Below are 17,101 nucleotides of genomic sequence, written 5' to 3' on the forward strand. Positions count from 1 at the left end.
TAAAAAAAGCGTTAAGTAAGCTAAAGCTACTTAACGCTGATTCAATGAATTAGAAATATTTTTTAGCTGGTTCAACGACTAAGTAACGATAAGGATCTTCACCTTCAGAATGTGTTTTGATGTAATCATCTTTACTTAAAGCTGAATGAATCATCTTTCGTTCAAAGGCCGGCATTGGTTCTAAAAAGACTGGTCGACCGGTTTCTTTGACTTTTTCTGCAGTTCGTTGAGCTAAACGTGTAAGAACTTCTTCACGTTTTTGGCGATAGTTGCCAACATTTACCACTACGGACAATTTTTCTTTTGCTATCCGGTGTAAGAAAACTTGTGCTAAGTATTGCAAAGCATTCAAAATTTTCCCATGTTTTCCGATCAACATCCCTTGTTTGCTCGTTTCTAGATTCATCACGATCAAACCATTGGCTTCTTGTTGGATCTTCACCAAGGCCGGTACACCCATGTCATTAGTGATATTAGTCAAATACAAGGCCAACTCTTTGATGGCATCCTCTTTTTCTAAATCTTCTAAATGATCCACTTCTTCAGTTGCTTTCACAGGTTCTGGGTTGCTTTCTTCAGCCTCAGCAGCAACTTCTTCTGCTTCAGGTTCAAGAACCGGTGCTTCTTCTATTTCGATGGGTTCGATAGAAACACGAGCAGCTTTTTTTCCCATCCCTAGGAAACCTTTTTTGGCATCCGTTAAAATTTCAATCGTGGCTGCTTCTTTCTTCAGTCCTAAAGCGTGTAATCCTTGTGCAATGGCTTCGTCGATCGTTGGACCTTCATAAACAGGCATTTTCTAAACCTCCTTATTGATAAGTAACTATTAGTCTTATGAAAAACTAAGCTGTTTTAGCGTAAAATAACTGATAAATATTACGTTAAACAACAAAATGTTCATACTTATTTCCGTTTTTTCTTCGAGCGTTTCGCTTTTTCAAGTGCTCGTTCGCGTTCACGAATTTGACGAGCAGCCTCTTCACGTTCATGGCGGATCTTGAACGGATTATTGATCAATAATGTTTGGACTACTTGGAACGCATTGGAAATCACCCAGTAAAGAGATAACCCACTTGCTAAATTCAGTGCCATAACAAAGATCATCACTGGCATCGCAAAGTTCATGATTTTCATAGAAGCATTCGATTCGATCTGACTCATACTAGATAAGTACGTGCTGGCAAAAGTAAAGACGGCTGCAAGAATCGGCAAGATAAAATACGGATCGGCTTCACTTAAGTTCAACCATAAGAAATGACCTGCGCGTAACTCTGGAATTCGTAAAATTGCTTGATACAAGGCCATCATTACTGGCATTTGAACCAATAGCGGCAGACAGCCAGCGTAAGGGCTCACATTATTTTCTGCGTATAACTTTTTTGTTTCCTCTTGTAGTTTCTGTTGTGTTTCTTGATCACGCGAGCTGTATTTTGCTTGCAACGCTTTGATCTTTGGTTGCAGCTCTTGCGTTTTACGCATACTTTTTGTTTGGAAATGCATCAATGGCATCAAAATGATCCGAATAATGATCGTAAATAAAATGATCCCAATCCCAACATTGCCAAAAGCAAGACCTTTAATCGCCTGGCCAAAGTAGTAAACAATGTAGCGATCCCACATATTGGTACTGCTTGCGCTGATCTCTCCAGTTCCACAGGCAGATAACAAGAAGACGAGACTCAGTAATCCTGTCATTAATAATATTTTTTTATATTTCTTCACCTAGATCTGTTTCCTTCCTAACTTAGTATTTTTGCTAATTTTAACACGTGTATAAGATTCGAACGCATTTCATCATGAGGCAGATCTTTTGTTGCTGGCCGCGCGATGACGATAAAGTCTATTGGCGGTAATTCTGTTTTCAATTCTTGCAGAATTGCTCGAATTTGACGTTTCACTCGATTTCGTGTTACCGCGTTCCCGACTTTTTTACCGACTGACAGACCTACTCGAAAATGTTTTTGACCAGAAGGTTCTAGACGATAAACTACGAATTTTCGATTCGCAAAAGAAGCACCTTCTTGGAACACCTTTTGAAATTCTTGTTCTTTTTTGACCCGATATTTTTTTTTCATCTAGTTTCCTTCGTTTCTTTTAAATCTATACCTGACAATAATACCATACTTCAAATTAAGGAATCATCCTTATTTACCAGAAAAGTTCATTAAAAATCTAATTTTAGATACAAAAAAAACCACTGACCGGCAGTGGCTTAAGCAGCAAGTACTTTTCTTCCTTTACGACGACGGCTTGCTAATACTCGACGGCCGTTTTTAGTGCTCATACGTTTACGGAATCCATGAACCTTTTGACGTTTACGTTTGTTTGGTTGATAAGTTCTTTTCATTTAAATACACCTCCATATAACATTACATAGACATACCCGAATATTATAACGACTCATCCCCTACTTTGTCAATCAAGAAATGAAAAAGGTTTAATTCTTCAGACCTATTATTCCGTCTATTCACTAATACAGAGTCAAAGTAACTCGCTAATCGCCTTAAACTATTGTGATTTCTTTCGTAAATTTAGAAAGAAATTTTTTAAATCTTGTCCTCTCAAAACTACATATTAGCAATAAAATTTATCCACATTTTCTGGGGATAAACTAATTGAAATTGTGCACAACATTTTTTTGTAAAAAACTTGTATAGAATTTTCCCAACGTTTTTCCACAAAAATCGCTCTGTCTAACAACTTTTCCACAAGGTGGATAACTTTTGTTAACAACTCGTCTCCAGCTTTAGTTAGCAAGGCCTTTGTTTTCTCTGTTTTGTCTATAACTTCGTGGAAAAAGCAGAAATTCCACAATTTTTCTTTGACGTGTGGATATGTTTTTTCCATCTAGTTAATAACTTTTTGCATTTTTATACATTTTGTGGAAAAACTGAAAGACACTCTTCTTTTTTTGATTGTGGAAAACTTTTTAAAAAAATGATAAAGTAAGGCTATCTGAATTTTATTAAATAGGAGGCGACTTTTTTGACCTCATTAGATAGTTTCTGGCAGGAATTAAAGGACAGTTACAAAAACGACCTTAATCCTGCCAGTTATGATGCTTGGATAGTCACAGCTAAACCTTTAGCTCTAACAGACAATCAACTAACGATTGAAGTCACGAGTGATTTACATAAACGCTATTGGGAAAAACATTTAGCTGCAAAAATTGTTGAGATCGGTTTTAAAGTAACAGGAGATGAGATCATGCCGTTGTTTGTCACACCGGATGAAGCTCCACCTGTTAGCATTACAGAAAAAGCAGAAACACCTAAAATAGACACGACCAAACGAGCAATGCTTAATCCAAAATACACTTTTGACACATTTGTTATCGGAAAAGGGAACCAAATGGCCCATGCGGCGGCTTTAGTCGTAGCAGAAGAACCTGGTTCCATCTACAATCCGCTTTTCTTCTATGGAGGAGTTGGATTAGGGAAGACCCATTTGATGCACGCTATTGGACATCAGATGTTGGCGATTAATCCGCAAGCCAAAGTTAAATATGTTTCTAGTGAGACATTTGCAAATGATTTTATTAATTCCATCAAGAACAAAACATCTGAAGAATTTCGGCAAGAGTACCGTAAAGTAGATTTGCTATTAGTCGATGATATTCAATTTTTTGCTGATAAAGAAGCGACACAAGAAGAATTTTTCCATACATTTGAAAATCTATACAATGATAATAAACAGATTGTATTGACGAGTGATCGTTTACCAAACGAGATTCCGAAATTACAAGAACGGCTTGTTTCTCGTTTTGCATGGGGGTTATCAGTGGATATCACACCGCCGGATTTAGAGACACGTACAGCGATTTTACGAAAAAAAGCACAAGCAGAAAATCTTGAGATTCCAGATGACACACTGAGTTATATCGCCGGACAAATCGATTCAAATATCCGTGAATTAGAAGGGGCTTTGGTCCGTGTTCAAGCATTTGCCACAATGAACAGTGCAGATATCACGACGAGTATTGCCGCAGATGCCTTGAAAAGTCTAAAAGGAACCAATAATGCACAGCTTTCTATCACAAAAATCCAAGAAGAAGTCGCTAAGTTCTATCATATCCAGGTAAAAGATCTAAAAGGGAAAAAACGAGTCAAAGCAATCGTTGTTCCTCGCCAAATCGCTATGTATCTAGCCCGTGAAATGACTGAAAGCTCATTGCCAAAAATCGGTGCTGAATTTGGCGGCAAAGATCATACGACTGTCATCCACGCTCATGAAAAAATCAATCGTTTAGTAAAAGAAGATAGCAGTATCCAACAAGAAATCGCGGAGATCAAAAATCTGCTCCTTGGCTAGCCTGTGGAGAAACAAAGGAAAAGCGTTCAATTTATCCACACCTTTTCCACAAGTGGAAAACTTATGATTCCAAGCTTTTTTCTAACTTTTCCACATCATCAACAGGCCCTACTACTTTTATTACTTAATTAATTAAAATAAATAATAAAGAGTGCGCAGCATTTTTTAGCCAATCAAACGGTCTGTTAAGACTTAGATTGAGTATTAAAAATAAACTAATTAAAATGAAAAAGGAGTTCCATTATGAAATTTACGATTAATCGTGCCCGCTTCATTCAAGAATTACAAACTGTTCAACGTGCCATCTCAACTAAAACGACTATTCCGATCTTGACTGGAGTCAAAATCGAATTGAACCATGAAGGATTGAATCTAACAGGTAGTAATGCAGATATTTCTATCGAAACTTTTTTAGCTGCTGATGACGAAAAAGCTGAATTACAAATTGATACAACAGGAACGATCGTTTTACAGGCTCGTTTCTTTAGTGAAATCATTCGTCGTTTGCCTGAAGTGACTTTTACGTTAGAGGTCCAAGAAAATCATCAAGTATTGATCACTTCTGGAGCAGCTCATTTTACGGTCAACGGATTGGACGCCGATAATTATCCACATTTGCCGGTAGTAGAAGAGCAGAATCAATTAAAATTACCTGTCCACATGTTGACAAAATTAATTGGAGAAACAGTTTTTTCCGTTTCTCAACATGAAAGCCGTCCAATTTTGACAGGGGTTCATTTTACAATGTCTAATGGTCAACTTTTAGCAGTTGCCACCGATTCTCACCGTTTAAGTCAAAGAATTGTCCCAGTAGAAAATGCGAACAAAGATTTTGATATCGTAATTCCAGGGAAGAGTTTAGTTGAACTTTCTCGTTCTTTATCAGATGAAGAGGCTGAAGTGGAGATCAGTATCATGGAGAATCAAGTTTTGTTCAAAACACCGACGATGTATTTTTATTCTCGATTACTTGAAGGAAACTATCCTGATACCAATCGATTGATTCCAACTAGTTTCAATACAGAACTTACTTTTTCTGTCCCAACTTTATTAGCAGCTATTGAACGGGCATCCTTGCTTTCTCATGAGGGACGAAACAATATTGTTCGTTTAGCAATTGCAGATGATTCTGTGATTCTTTATGGAAATTCTCCAGAGATCGGTAAAGTAGAAGAAGAATTGGTCTATGAAAAAGTTGAAGGGGAACCATTAGAGATTTCCTTTAATCCTGACTATATGAAAGATGCTTTACGTGCCTTTGGGGATATGAGCATCAAGATTCAATTTATCTCAGCGATCCGTCCCTTTACTTTAGAACCAAGCGAAGGGGATGTTTCCTTCATCCAATTGATTACACCTGTACGAACAAACTAAAAATAAGCTGAGTTTCACAAGTTTTTTGAAAAATTTGAAAAAATATGAAAAAAATAAAATTCCAGTAAAAGGTCTTAAAATCGATTTTAAGACCTTTTTCTTTTTTTTGAGTAAATTAATTAAAATGGCTTAAAACTTCTTAAATCGAAAAATACAACAAGTTTATTTGTTTTATCCCTGAAAAAAGGGTATAATAATAAGGTGTTTCTAGCATGAAAATGAGGGATGAATGTGAAACAAAAAATTTTTTTAGAAACAGAATTCATGACGCTTGGTCAGTTATTGAAAGAGATCAATTTGATTTCTAGTGGTGGACAAGCCAAGTGGTTTTTAGCAGAAGAAACAGTATTTGTAGATGGCGAGTTAGAAAAACGCCGCGGCCGAAAGCTCTATCCGGGAATGATGATTGAGATTCCTGAGGTAGGAACTTTTTTTATGGTCAAAAATAAGGAAGAACAAGATGCGGCTGAATAAGCTTGAATTAAGAAATTATCGTAATTACGAGCAGCTCCAATTGGAATTTCCTAACCGATTGAATATTTTTTTAGGAGAAAATGCCCAAGGAAAAACCAATCTGTTAGAAAGTATTTATGTGTTGGCCCTGACTCGCAGCCATCGAACGAGCAGTGAGCAAGAGCTGATTGGCTGGCAAGATGATTTTGCCCAGATCAAGGGGCGGATTGAACGAAAGTCAAGTGAGCTGGAGTTAGAATTGTTGCTTACTAAAAAAGGCCGTAAATCTAAAGTCAATCATATCGAGCAAAAAAAACTAAGTAGTTATATTGGTCAATTAAATGTCATTTTGTTTGCGCCAGAAGATCTTTCTTTGGTAAAAGGGAGTCCGCAAATTAGACGACGTTTCATCGATATGGAATTAGGCCAGATCAATCCGGTCTATCTCTATGATTTGGCTCAGTATCAACAAACTTTAAAACAACGTAATCTCTATTTGAAGCAACTATCTGAGAAAAAACAGACAGATGAGATCTATCTTGAGATCTTAACGGAGCAGTTAGTCGATTTTGGCAGTAAAGTGTTGGCTAATCGCCTTTTGTTTGTTAAAAAATTAGAATATTGGTCCAATGATCTTCATGGCAAGATTACTAATCAAAAAGAAACGCTGGCAATCGAATATGCTGCCAGTATTCCTTTAAGAGGCGAGACGGTTGAAGCGATTCGAGAGATTTTTCTAAGTGAGTTGCAGAAAAACCGAAAACGGGAGATTTTCAAAGGCAACACATTCATAGGTCCTCATCGAGATGATTTGATCTTTAAAGTCAATCAGCAAAATGTACAGACTTACGGATCGCAAGGACAGCAACGAACCACGGCGTTAAGCGTCAAATTGGCAGAAATCGATTTGATGAAAGAAGAAACAGGGGAATATCCGATTTTACTTTTAGATGACGTCATGAGTGAACTTGATGACAATCGCCAGATTCATTTATTAGAGACGATCGAAAATAAAGTTCAGACTTTTTTGACAACGACGACATTGAATCATGTCAAAGGAAAAATGACGGTCCATCCGGATATTTTTTATGTCCAACAAGGACAGATAGAAAGGAAAGAAACGTAGATGACAGAAGAGGAAAAGAGTTTACTAGAACGTGCTCAAGAGTACGATGCCAGTCAGATCCAAGTATTAGAAGGCCTAGAAGCTGTTCGGAAACGTCCTGGGATGTATATTGGTTCCACTAGCACGGAAGGATTACATCACCTTGTATGGGAAATCGTGGACAATTCTATCGATGAAGCTTTGGCAGGTTTTGCGACGCATATCCATGTGATAATTGAAGAAGATAATAGTATCACTGTCAGTGATGATGGTCGTGGGATTCCGGTTGATATTCAAGCCAAGACTGGCCGTCCAGCGGTCGAGACAGTTTATACAATCTTGCATGCCGGCGGGAAATTTGGCGGTGGCGGGTATAAAGTATCTGGCGGATTGCACGGTGTTGGTGCGTCAGTTGTTAATGCTTTGTCTGCTAGTTTAGATTTGCGCGTTTTCAAAAATGGTAAAATCTATTTCCAAGAATACCGTCGCGGAGCAGTGGTGGACGACTTAAAAGTAATTGGTGAAACCGATCAACACGGAACCACGGTTCATTTTGTTCCCGATCCTGAAATTTTTACGGAATCAACGGTTTTTAACTTTGATAAATTGGCTACGCGGGTTCGCGAATTAGCCTTCTTAAATCGCGGATTGAAAATTTCAATCGAAGATAAACGTGAAGAAAAACCTGTTCTACGTGAATACCACTACGAGGGTGGGATTAAAAGTTACGTTGAACATCTAAATCACAGTAAAGCAGTCCTGTTTGATGAACCTGTCTATGTAGAAGGTGAACAGCAAGACATCACAGTTGAAGTGGCGATGCAATATACAGACGGCTATCACACCAATATTTTGAGTTTTGCCAATAATATTCATACCTATGAAGGCGGGACCCATGAATTCGGTTTTAAAACAGCGTTGACACGAGTCATCAATGACTATGCCCGCAAGCAAAAAATCATGAAAGACAACGACGAGAATCTTTCTGGTGAAGATGTACGAGAGGGATTGACTGCTGTTATTTCGATCAAGCATCCAGAACCGCAGTTTGAAGGACAAACCAAAACAAAACTTGGGAATTCCGAAGTTCGGACGGTGACAGATCGTCTATTTTCAGAGAATTTTTTGAAGTTCTTGATGGAAAATCCATCTGTTGGTCGACGAATCGTAGAAAAAGGAATGTTAGCAGCAAAGGCACGCTTAGCTGCTAAACGCGCACGTGAAGTGACCCGTCGCAAAGGAGCATTGGAGATCAGCAATCTACCAGGAAAACTAGCCGATTGCTCAAGTAATGATCCTGAAAAATGCGAACTATTCATCGTCGAAGGAGATTCTGCCGGCGGTTCAGCAAAACAAGGACGGAGTCGAGAATTTCAAGCAATCTTGCCGATCCGCGGGAAAATTTTGAATGTGGAAAAAGCTTCAATGGATAAAATTTTAGCCAATGAAGAGATTCGTTCATTATTTACTGCTATGGGAACTGGTTTTGGAGCAGATTTTGATGTCTCAAAGGCTCGTTACCATAAATTGGTTATCATGACTGATGCCGATGTTGACGGAGCTCATATTCGTACGTTGCTGTTAACCTTGTTTTATCGCTATATGCGTCCAATCGTGGAAGCTGGGTATGTTTATATCGCACAGCCACCATTATACGGAATCAAACAAGGAAAAAATATTACGTATATTCAGCCAGGAAAAAATGCAGAAGAAGAATTAGTGCAAAAAATGGCAGAATTACCTGCTTCACCAAAACCAAGCATCCAACGTTATAAAGGGTTAGGTGAAATGGACGACCATCAACTATGGGAAACTACGATGGACCCAGAAAATCGCTTGATGTTGCGGGTCAGTGTCGATGATGCGATCGAAGCCGATCAGGTCTTTGAGATGCTTATGGGAGATCGTGTAGAACCACGTCGGGCATTTATTGAAGAAAATGCCCACTACGTTAAGAATTTGGATATTTAGTGAGGAGGATCATTTTGGAAGATCGAAGAGAGAATATACATGACGTCAATCTAACCAGTGAAATGCGAGAATCCTTCATTGATTATGCAATGAGCGTTATTGTGGCACGTGCGTTACCCGATGTACGAGATGGGTTAAAGCCTGTCCATCGTCGGATTTTATATGGAATGAATGAATTAGGGGTAACTCCTGATAAGCCGCATAAAAAATCTGCTCGTATCGTTGGGGATGTAATGGGTAAATATCATCCTCATGGTGACAGTGCGATTTATGAATCTATGGTACGGATGGCGCAATCATTTAGTTACCGCAATATGTTAGTCGATGGTCACGGAAACTTCGGTTCTGTCGATGGCGATGGAGCAGCGGCGATGCGTTATACCGAAGCGCGGTTAAGCAAAATTGCGATGGAAATGTTGCGAGATATCAATAAAGATACCGTTGATTTTCATGGGAACTATGATGACAGCGAACAAGAGCCGGACGTTTTGCCGGCACGTTTTCCGAATCTATTAGTCAATGGTGCTACTGGGATTGCTGTTGGGATGGCAACCAATATCCCGCCGCACAATCTTAAAGAAGTCACAGCGGGAATCGAATTATTGATGGAACATCCGGATGTGACTACCCAGGAATTGATGGAAGTGATTCCGGGACCTGATTTTCCAACTGGTGGATTAGTCATGGGGAAATCTGGTATTCGTCGTGCTTATGAGACAGGAAAAGGCTCGATTACTGTACGAGCAAAAATCGAGATCGAAGAGCAGAAAAATGGTAAAGAACGAATTATCGTTACAGAGTTGCCATATATGGTTAATAAAGCAAAATTGATTGAACGTATCTCCGAATTGCATCGGGATAAACGAGTGGAAGGAATCACTGATTTACGGGATGAATCTTCTCGTGAAGGCATGCGAATTGTGATTGAAGTTCGCCGTGATGTCAGCGCGTCAGTTATTTTGAACAATTTGTACAAAATGACTTCACTCCAAACTTCTTTTAGTTTCAATATGTTGGCAATCGAAAAAGGTGTTCCAAAGATCTTGAACTTGAAACAGATCTTAGAAAACTATATTGAACACCAAAAAGAAGTAATCACTCGCCGGACGATTTTTGATAAGAAAAAAGCAGAAGCTCGGGCACATATTTTAGAAGGTTTGCGGATCGCATTAGATCACATCGATGAGATCATTGCCACAATCCGTAGTTCTGCTTCCGATGATATTGCTAAATCTACTTTGATTGAGCGCTTTAAGTTATCTGATCGTCAAGCACAAGCAATCTTAGATATGCGTTTGCGCCGTTTAACCGGCTTAGAACGTGAGAAAATAGAAAATGAATACCAAGAGCTATTGAAGACAATCAGTGACTTAGAAGACATTTTAGCGCGATCTGAGCGTGTGACGGAAATTATTCGTACAGAATTAGCAGAAATTGCAAACAAATTCGGTGATGCTCGTCGAACAGAGTTGTTAATTGGTGAAGTACTAAGCCTTGAAGACGAAGATCTGATTGAAGAAGAAGATGTAGTAATCACCTTAACAAGCAACGGTTATATCAAACGGGTTGCATCGACAGAATTCCGTGCGCAGCGTCGTGGCGGCCGCGGCGTTCAGGGAATGGGAATCCACAATGATGATTTTGTAAAAACATTAATTTCTTGTTCCACGCATGATACATTGCTGTTCTTTACTAACAGCGGTCGTGTCTACCGAGCAAAAGGTTATGAAGTGCCTGAATATGGACGTACAGCTAAAGGAATCCCGATTATCAACTTATTGGGGATCAATTCAAATGAAACAATCCAAGCGGTGATTTCAGTTAGCGGACAAGCAGAAGATGGTCATTTCTTGTTCTTTGTGACGAAAAAAGGAACGGTTAAACGGACGACTGTGACGGCCTTTTCAAATATTCGCGCAAACGGACTGATTGCAATTGGTCTACGTGAAGGCGATGAATTGGTAAATGTAATGGCAACAGAAGGTGATGAAACGATCATCATCGGTACTCATAACGGGTATTCCGTAACATTCAAAGAAGAAGCGGTCCGCGATATGGGTCGTACAGCTAGCGGAGTTCGCGGAATCCGATTGCGTGAAGAAGACTACGTGATTGGTTCAGCCGTACTAAAAGAAGAGCAAGAAGTTTTAGTGATTACTGAAAAAGGGTACGGAAAACGGACAAAAGCGACAGAATATCCAATCAAAGGTCGTGGCGGTAAAGGTATCAAGACTGCAAATGTTAGAGAAAAAAATGGTCCATTGGCTGGACTAGCTGCTGTGAATGGCGATGAGGATATCTTATTGATTACAGATAAAGGTGTCATTATCCGCTTTAATGTTGGTGGTGTCTCACAAACAGGTCGAGCTACTTTAGGCGTTCGTTTGATGAAAATGGAAGAAAATACAAAAGTTGTAACGATGGCAATCGTTGAAAAAGAGGACGAAGAAGTTGAAACAACTGAAACAATCGAATTAAGTGAAAATTCAGCTGATCCAACTGAAGAAACAAACGATACAGAAGAATAAATTTTAAGACTAGGAGAAATCCTAGTCTTTTTTCGTAACTTAAAGTAAAGAAACATTTGATTTTTGTAGGATGATTATGTATAATGAATATTTGTGAGTAGTCTATATATTTTAGATCGCTCTCCTTGCTCTTAAATAAATTAAGAGCCTTACAGTCCATAGGGAGGTGAAAATCAATGAGTCAAAACACGAAGTATGAAATCACATACATCATTCGTCCGAACATTGATGAAGAAGCAAAAACTGCTTTAGTAGAACGTTTCGATACAATTTTGAAAGATAATGGAGCAGAAATTATCGATTCAAAAGATTGGGAAAAACGCCGTTTCGCTTACGAAATGAACGGATTCCGTGAAGGCATCTACCATATCGTCAATGCAACTGCGCCAACAACAGCTAGTGCAGTTAACGAATTCGATCGTCTTGCAAAAATCAATGACGATATTATTCGTCACATGATCGTTAAGATTGAAGAATAATTGTTTCACGTGAAACAATTGACGAGAAGGGAGCTGGCTTTACTTTGATTAATAATGTTGTACTAGTTGGTCGTTTAACGAAGGATCCTGATTTGCGCTATACAGCAAATGGTACAGGTGTCGCAACGTTTACCTTAGCAGTGAATCGTAATTTTACGAATCAAAGCGGGAATCGTGAGGCAGACTTTATCAATTGTGTTATTTGGCGGAAATCGGCTGAAACTTTAGCTAATTATGCGCGCAAAGGAACTCTTTTAGGTGTGACTGGCCGTATCCAAACCAGAAATTATGAAAATCAGCAAGGACAACGTGTCTATGTGACAGAAGTAGTTGCTGAAAACTTCCAGTTATTGGAATCGCGTTCTGCAAGTGAACAACGTCAACAGAACCCAAGTTCTAGCGACAACTTCCAAGGCGGAGGAAATAATTTTGACAACAATTATAATCAATCCTCTCAGTCAGCTAAGAACACTATGCCTGACTTCGATCGAGATTCAGATCCATTTAGTGGATCCTCAATCGACATTTCAGATGATGATTTACCATTCTAACAATTGAATAGGAGGGAAACGGAATGGCACAACAAAGAAGAGGTCGCAAACGTCGTAAAGTAGACTATATTGCTGCAAATCATATCGAGTACATCGATTATAAAGATATCGAATTACTAAAACGTTTCATCAGCGAACGTGGTAAAATTTTACCTCGTCGTGTAACTGGAACAAGCGCTAAAAACCAACGTAAATTAACGATCGCTATCAAACGCGCACGTATTATGGGCTTATTAGCATTCGTTTCTGAAGAATAAAATATCCATTTCAAGAGAGACTTCATTAATGAAGTCTCTCTTTTGTGTTTCACGTGAAACATTCAAGAAAGTCGCTTGCTAAAGAAGACTGTGATAAAATTACACTGTTAGCTTGTCTGTTCGGGATAGATAAGGAGAATTGAAATAGGAGGTCATGAATGAAAAAAAATTCTCGATTAAAATGGACCTTTTTCTTACTTTGTTTATTACTGATTCAATTAGCAGTAATTTTTTTGTCACCGCTTGCGATTTTAACGGCGGGAATTATTGTAATAATCGATTTCTTGTTATGGATGTATACAGTTGTTTTACGTAATCGGATTGAGATCACGAATCAACAAAAAATTCAATATGCTTCTCGCAGAGCACAAGAAGCATTGTCATATGTCTCTGAGGATATGCCAGTGGGAATTATTACATGGGATGATACCAATACGTTTGTTTGGACAAGTCCAGCAATAACAGAAAGCATCCAAACTTTAACTACCGCTGATCAGCAAGATATGATTAATGAATTACTACAACGTGCAGAAAAAGGGAAAAGTATTTATAAGATAGATAACAAATTGTATCACTTTGATTTGAATCAAGAAAAACGCGTTGTCTATTTAATCGACATTACAAAACAATATACGCTAGAGAACAAAGAAAAACAGCAACAAGCAGTTGTAGGTATCCTTTCAGTGGATAATTATGATGATGTGATTGATCGGCGAGACGACAAAGAAATATCTAATTTGAATTCTTTTATTACAACGATCATTTCTGATTGGATGGATTCGTATCATATTTTCTACAAACGTGTGAATGCAGAGCGTTTTTTTCTCTTTGCTCGTTACGATGATTTGGAGAAAATGATTGAAAATAATTTTGATTTATTGGAGCATATTCGGGTTTCCGCTGAGAAACAAGATATGTTGATCACGGTTAGTATGGGAATCAGCTATGGTACAGCCTCTTTAGATACGATTGGTGACGAAGCACAAAATAATCTAGATATCGCGTTGGTTCGCGGAGGCGATCAAGTCGTTGTTAAAAATGTAGAAGAAGGACAGAAACCGATTTTTTATGGTGGAAATTCTGCCAGTGCAGCTAAACGGACGAGGGTTCGATCACGAGCGATGTCGATGGCGTTGAAGAAAGTTTTCAATCAAACGGGGAACGTATTTGTGATGGGGCATCGTTTTCCTGATATGGATGCAATCGGTTCAGCATTTGGAGTAGCTCGTTTAGCTCGTTACCATGATAAAAAGGTTCGCATCGTCATCAATGAAGAAGAGACGATTCCAGATGTCGAACGTTGTTTAGCGGAGATTCATGAAAATGGTGAGCTAGAAGATTTGTTGATCGCACCAGATGTAGCAAAAAAACAACGAAAACCAGGCGATTTATTGGTGATGGTTGACTATCATCGACCCTCGCTATCGATTGATCAAGAATTATATGAACAATTTGAAAATATCGTTATTATCGATCACCATCGAAGAGGGGAAGAATTTCCGGAAAAATCGTTGTTAACTTATATTGAATCATCGGCATCATCGGCTTCTGAGTTAGTAACTGAATTGATCCAGTTTGAAAGTAATGGAAGACAAAGGATGAGCAAATTAGAGGCAACACTTTTGCTAGCGGGCATCACTGTGGATACTAAGAATTTCGCGATTCGAACAACAGCACGAACTTTTGATGTCGCCAGTTATTTAAAGACTTGTGGAGCAGATGCTTCTTTAGTACAATATTTATTGAGTACGGATATTCGTTCCTATTTAGAAATCAGCAAATTAGTAGGAGAAAGCGAATACGTCAGAGATGACATTGTGGTCGCTACAGGAACAGATGATCAAGAATACGATAATGTAACGGCAGCCAAAACAGCGGATACCTTATTATCAATGGTCGATATCAATGCTGCGTTTGTCATTATCAAACGGACAGATGGTGTGATTGCGATTAGTGCCCGTAGTTCTGGGACAATTAATGTCCAAATAGTGATGGAAGTCTTGGGCGGCGGCGGACATTTTACAAATGCGGCAACGCAATTGTCTGATCGTACAATCGCTGAAGCGAAAGAACAATTATTAGATGCCATTAATAAACAGTTGACGGAGGGGACAGAAGAATGAAAGTAATTTTTTTAAAAGATGTTAAAGGAAAAGGAAAAACGGGCGATATCAAAGAAGTCCCAACAGGTTATGCACAAAATTACTTATTAAAGAATAACTTAGCCAAAGAAGCCACCAAAAGTAGCATCTCTGAATTGAGCGGTCAAAAGAAAGCCCAAGATAAAAAAGCTGCAGAAGTTTTAGCGGAAGCTAAAAAGGTTGCAGAATTTTTAGCCAAGGAAGAAACAGTAGTGGAAATCAAAGCAAAAGGCGGCGAAGATGGCCGGTTGTTTGGTTCGATTCCTTCAAAACAAATTGCAGAAGGATTGAAAAAACAATACAATCTAAAAATCGACAAACGTAAGATCGAATTAGAAAATCCGATTCGTACGTTGGGGTATACAAAAGTTCCAGTTAAACTTCATACAGATGTTGAAGGAATCATCAAAGTTCATGTGGTGGAAGAATAACTTATAAGAAACGAATAATGACAAGAGAGTATGAGAATTCTTGAAATTAAAAGAATCCCTCATACTCTTTATTGTATGATTGTATTTGACGGATAGATTTTGTAAAATAGATGGACGAAGAGGAGCGTAAATAAACATGAGCGAAATGTTACAAGATCGTGTGCCACCACAAAGCATCGAAGCCGAACAAGCAACACTAGGCTCTATCTTTTTAGAGACGGATGCTTTGATTACAGCCATGGAGTACATAGTTCCAGAAGATTTTTATCGTCGTGGCCATCAATTGATCTTCCGTGGAATGATTCAATTAAATGATCGGAATGAAGCAATCGATGTGGTGACGATCAAAGAATTGCTAGAACAACAAAATCAGTTGGAAGATGCGGGTGGATTAAGCTATTTATCTGAACTTGCATTAAGCGTTCCAACGGCGGCCAATATAGGTTATTATGCTAAAATCGTTGAAGAGAAATCACTACTGCGTAATCTGATCCAAACCGCTACGAATATCGTAACCCAAGGTTTTGAACAAGGAGACGACGTACAAACGATTTTAGATACAGCTGAGCGGAATATTATGGAAGTATCCGAACGGCGCAACAAGAGTGGTTTTTTGTCTATTAGCGACGTGCTGAATACTGCGATTGAAAATATTGATCAATTGGCACGAAATAATGAAGAAATTACAGGATTACCTACAGGTTATGCGGCATTAGATAAAATGACAGCAGGCTTACAAGCAGAAGAGTTGATCATTCTAGCGGCTCGTCCGGCAGTCGGCAAAACCGCTTTTGCTCTGAACATTGCACAAAACGTCGGAACAAAGACAGATAAATCCGTTGCTATTTTTAGTTTAGAAATGGGGGCAGAATCTTTAGTTAACCGGATGCTTTGTGCAGAAGGATCGATTGAAGCAAGCCACCTTAGAACAGGACAATTATCTGAAGAAGAATGGCAAAATCTGATTGTTGCAATGGGGAGTCTATCGCGAGCGAATATCTTTATCGATGATACACCAGGAATCAAAATCTCTGAAATTCGAGCAAAATGTCATAAATTAGCAAAAGAAAAAGGCAATCTTGGATTGATTTTGATTGATTACTTACAATTGATTGAAGGTACCGGCCGCGAGAATCGCCAACAAGAAGTTTCTGAAATCTCGCGTCAATTGAAGAAATTAGCAAAAGAATTGAAAGTACCAATCATTGCTTTGTCACAGCTTTCGCGGGGAGTCGAACAACGTCAGGATAAACGTCCCGTGTTAAGTGACATCCGTGAATCAGGATCAATCGAACAAGATGCGGATATCGTTGCCTTTTTATATCGTGAAGATTATTATGAACGCGAAGGAGAAGAAGACGAAGAATCAGCTGCTAATCGCAATGTAATCGAAGTAATCATTGAAAAGAACCGGAGTGGTGCACGAGGAACTGTTGAATTGCTCTTCATTAAGCAATACAATAAATTTTCTTCGTTATCCCCAAGAGAAGATTTTTAGCG

17 protein-coding genes are annotated in these 17,101 nt (G+C 38.7%); 12 read left to right on the forward strand and 5 right to left on the reverse strand.

The features are described from left to right. Positions 1 to 49 precede the first annotated feature (49 nt). From jag to P7D84_RS08420, 5 genes are all read right to left on the reverse strand, one after another. Positions 50 to 796 carry an RNA-binding cell elongation regulator Jag/EloR gene (gene jag, locus P7D84_RS08400; RefSeq protein ID WP_311806019.1) on the reverse strand — a complete coding sequence of 249 codons (747 nt, stop codon included), beginning with the start codon at positions 794 to 796 and terminating at the stop codon, positions 50 to 52. A 107-nt stretch (positions 797 to 903) separates the two neighbouring features. Continuing rightward, a complete protein-coding gene (locus P7D84_RS08405) occupies positions 904 to 1,722 on the reverse strand; it encodes a YidC/Oxa1 family membrane protein insertase (RefSeq protein WP_311806021.1) in 819 nt (272 codons plus the stop codon). Between the two features lie 17 nt (positions 1,723 to 1,739). After that, positions 1,740 to 2,075: a ribonuclease P protein component gene (gene rnpA, locus P7D84_RS08410; protein ID WP_137603678.1), complete on the reverse strand. Its 336-nt coding sequence runs from the start codon at positions 2,073 to 2,075 to the stop codon at positions 1,740 to 1,742. Between the two features lie 137 nt (positions 2,076 to 2,212). Then, positions 2,213 to 2,347 (reverse strand): 50S ribosomal protein L34, encoded by a 135-nt coding sequence (rpmH, locus tag P7D84_RS08415; protein ID WP_006703104.1) that lies wholly within the window; start codon positions 2,345 to 2,347, stop codon positions 2,213 to 2,215. Positions 2,348 to 2,574: 227 nt separating this feature from the next. Continuing rightward, positions 2,575 to 2,847, reverse strand: a complete 273-nt coding sequence (locus tag P7D84_RS08420) for a hypothetical protein (protein ID WP_311806023.1) — start codon at positions 2,845 to 2,847, stop codon at positions 2,575 to 2,577. A gap of 138 nt (positions 2,848 to 2,985) precedes the next feature. Between P7D84_RS08420 and dnaA the strand changes: the two genes are divergently transcribed. The 12 genes from dnaA (at position 2,986) to dnaB (ending at position 17,099) form a co-directional block, all read left to right on the forward strand. Continuing rightward, positions 2,986 to 4,311, forward strand: coding sequence for a chromosomal replication initiator protein DnaA (gene dnaA / locus P7D84_RS08425; RefSeq protein ID WP_311806025.1), 1,326 nt, complete (start codon positions 2,986 to 2,988; stop codon positions 4,309 to 4,311). 243 nt (positions 4,312 to 4,554) lie between these two features. Continuing rightward, positions 4,555 to 5,685, forward strand: a complete 1,131-nt coding sequence (dnaN, locus tag P7D84_RS08430; protein WP_137603676.1) for a DNA polymerase III subunit beta — start codon at positions 4,555 to 4,557, stop codon at positions 5,683 to 5,685. A 231-nt stretch (positions 5,686 to 5,916) separates the two neighbouring features. Continuing rightward, complete coding sequence (yaaA, locus tag P7D84_RS08435; RefSeq protein WP_311806027.1) at positions 5,917 to 6,159, forward strand: S4 domain-containing protein YaaA; 243 nt, start codon at positions 5,917 to 5,919, stop codon at positions 6,157 to 6,159. Then, positions 6,146 to 7,264 (forward strand): DNA replication/repair protein RecF, encoded by a 1,119-nt coding sequence (gene recF, locus P7D84_RS08440; protein ID WP_311806029.1) that lies wholly within the window; start codon positions 6,146 to 6,148, stop codon positions 7,262 to 7,264. Before yaaA ends, recF begins: the two co-directional genes overlap by 14 nt. Beyond that, positions 7,265 to 9,214 (forward strand): DNA topoisomerase (ATP-hydrolyzing) subunit B, encoded by a 1,950-nt coding sequence (gyrB, locus tag P7D84_RS08445; protein WP_137603674.1) that lies wholly within the window; start codon positions 7,265 to 7,267, stop codon positions 9,212 to 9,214. A gap of 11 nt (positions 9,215 to 9,225) precedes the next feature. Further along, on the forward strand, positions 9,226 to 11,742 hold the full coding sequence (gene gyrA, locus P7D84_RS08450) for a DNA gyrase subunit A (RefSeq protein ID WP_311806095.1): 2,517 nt from the start codon (positions 9,226 to 9,228) through the stop codon (positions 11,740 to 11,742). A 176-nt stretch (positions 11,743 to 11,918) separates the two neighbouring features. Further along, on the forward strand, positions 11,919 to 12,221 hold the full coding sequence (gene rpsF / locus P7D84_RS08455; RefSeq protein WP_010742561.1) for a 30S ribosomal protein S6: 303 nt from the start codon (positions 11,919 to 11,921) through the stop codon (positions 12,219 to 12,221). 44 nt (positions 12,222 to 12,265) lie between these two features. Next, positions 12,266 to 12,772, forward strand: coding sequence for a single-stranded DNA-binding protein (gene ssb / locus P7D84_RS08460; RefSeq protein ID WP_137603673.1), 507 nt, complete (start codon positions 12,266 to 12,268; stop codon positions 12,770 to 12,772). Between the two features lie 23 nt (positions 12,773 to 12,795). Further along, positions 12,796 to 13,029 carry a 30S ribosomal protein S18 gene (gene rpsR / locus P7D84_RS08465; RefSeq protein WP_010742563.1) on the forward strand — a complete coding sequence of 78 codons (234 nt, stop codon included), beginning with the start codon at positions 12,796 to 12,798 and terminating at the stop codon, positions 13,027 to 13,029. A 158-nt stretch (positions 13,030 to 13,187) separates the two neighbouring features. Next, positions 13,188 to 15,152, forward strand: coding sequence for a DHH family phosphoesterase (locus P7D84_RS08470; RefSeq protein WP_311806031.1), 1,965 nt, complete (start codon positions 13,188 to 13,190; stop codon positions 15,150 to 15,152). Beyond that, positions 15,149 to 15,601: a 50S ribosomal protein L9 gene (gene rplI / locus P7D84_RS08475; protein ID WP_137603671.1), complete on the forward strand. Its 453-nt coding sequence runs from the start codon at positions 15,149 to 15,151 to the stop codon at positions 15,599 to 15,601. The genes P7D84_RS08470 and rplI overlap by 4 nt, the downstream gene beginning before the upstream one ends. Before the next feature lie 136 nt (positions 15,602 to 15,737). Further along, complete coding sequence (dnaB, locus tag P7D84_RS08480; RefSeq protein ID WP_137603670.1) at positions 15,738 to 17,099, forward strand: replicative DNA helicase; 1,362 nt, start codon at positions 15,738 to 15,740, stop codon at positions 17,097 to 17,099. Positions 17,100 to 17,101: the final 2 nt, after the last annotated feature.

Source organism: Enterococcus dongliensis (genome assembly GCF_031927985.1).
GTDB classification, from domain to species: Bacteria; Bacillota; Bacilli; order Lactobacillales; family Enterococcaceae; genus Enterococcus_A; species Enterococcus_A dongliensis.

Coding starts and splice junctions, on each gene's coding strand:
- jag (WP_311806019.1), bottom strand. CDS start 796: ATGCCTGTTTATGAAGGTCCAACGATCGACGAAGCCATTGCACAAGGA.
- rnpA (WP_137603678.1), bottom strand. CDS start 2,075: ATGAAAAAAAAATATCGGGTCAAAAAAGAACAAGAATTTCAAAAGGTG.
- rpmH (WP_006703104.1), bottom strand. CDS start 2,347: ATGAAAAGAACTTATCAACCAAACAAACGTAAACGTCAAAAGGTTCAT.
- P7D84_RS08420 (WP_311806023.1), bottom strand. CDS start 2,847: ATGGAAAAAACATATCCACACGTCAAAGAAAAATTGTGGAATTTCTGC.
- dnaN (WP_137603676.1), top strand. CDS start 4,555: ATGAAATTTACGATTAATCGTGCCCGCTTCATTCAAGAATTACAAACT.
- recF (WP_311806029.1), top strand. CDS start 6,146: ATGCGGCTGAATAAGCTTGAATTAAGAAATTATCGTAATTACGAGCAG.
- gyrB (WP_137603674.1), top strand. CDS start 7,265: ATGACAGAAGAGGAAAAGAGTTTACTAGAACGTGCTCAAGAGTACGAT.
- rpsF (WP_010742561.1), top strand. CDS start 11,919: ATGAGTCAAAACACGAAGTATGAAATCACATACATCATTCGTCCGAAC.
- rpsR (WP_010742563.1), top strand. CDS start 12,796: ATGGCACAACAAAGAAGAGGTCGCAAACGTCGTAAAGTAGACTATATT.
- P7D84_RS08470 (WP_311806031.1), top strand. CDS start 13,188: ATGAAAAAAAATTCTCGATTAAAATGGACCTTTTTCTTACTTTGTTTA.
- rplI (WP_137603671.1), top strand. CDS start 15,149: ATGAAAGTAATTTTTTTAAAAGATGTTAAAGGAAAAGGAAAAACGGGC.
- dnaB (WP_137603670.1), top strand. CDS start 15,738: ATGAGCGAAATGTTACAAGATCGTGTGCCACCACAAAGCATCGAAGCC.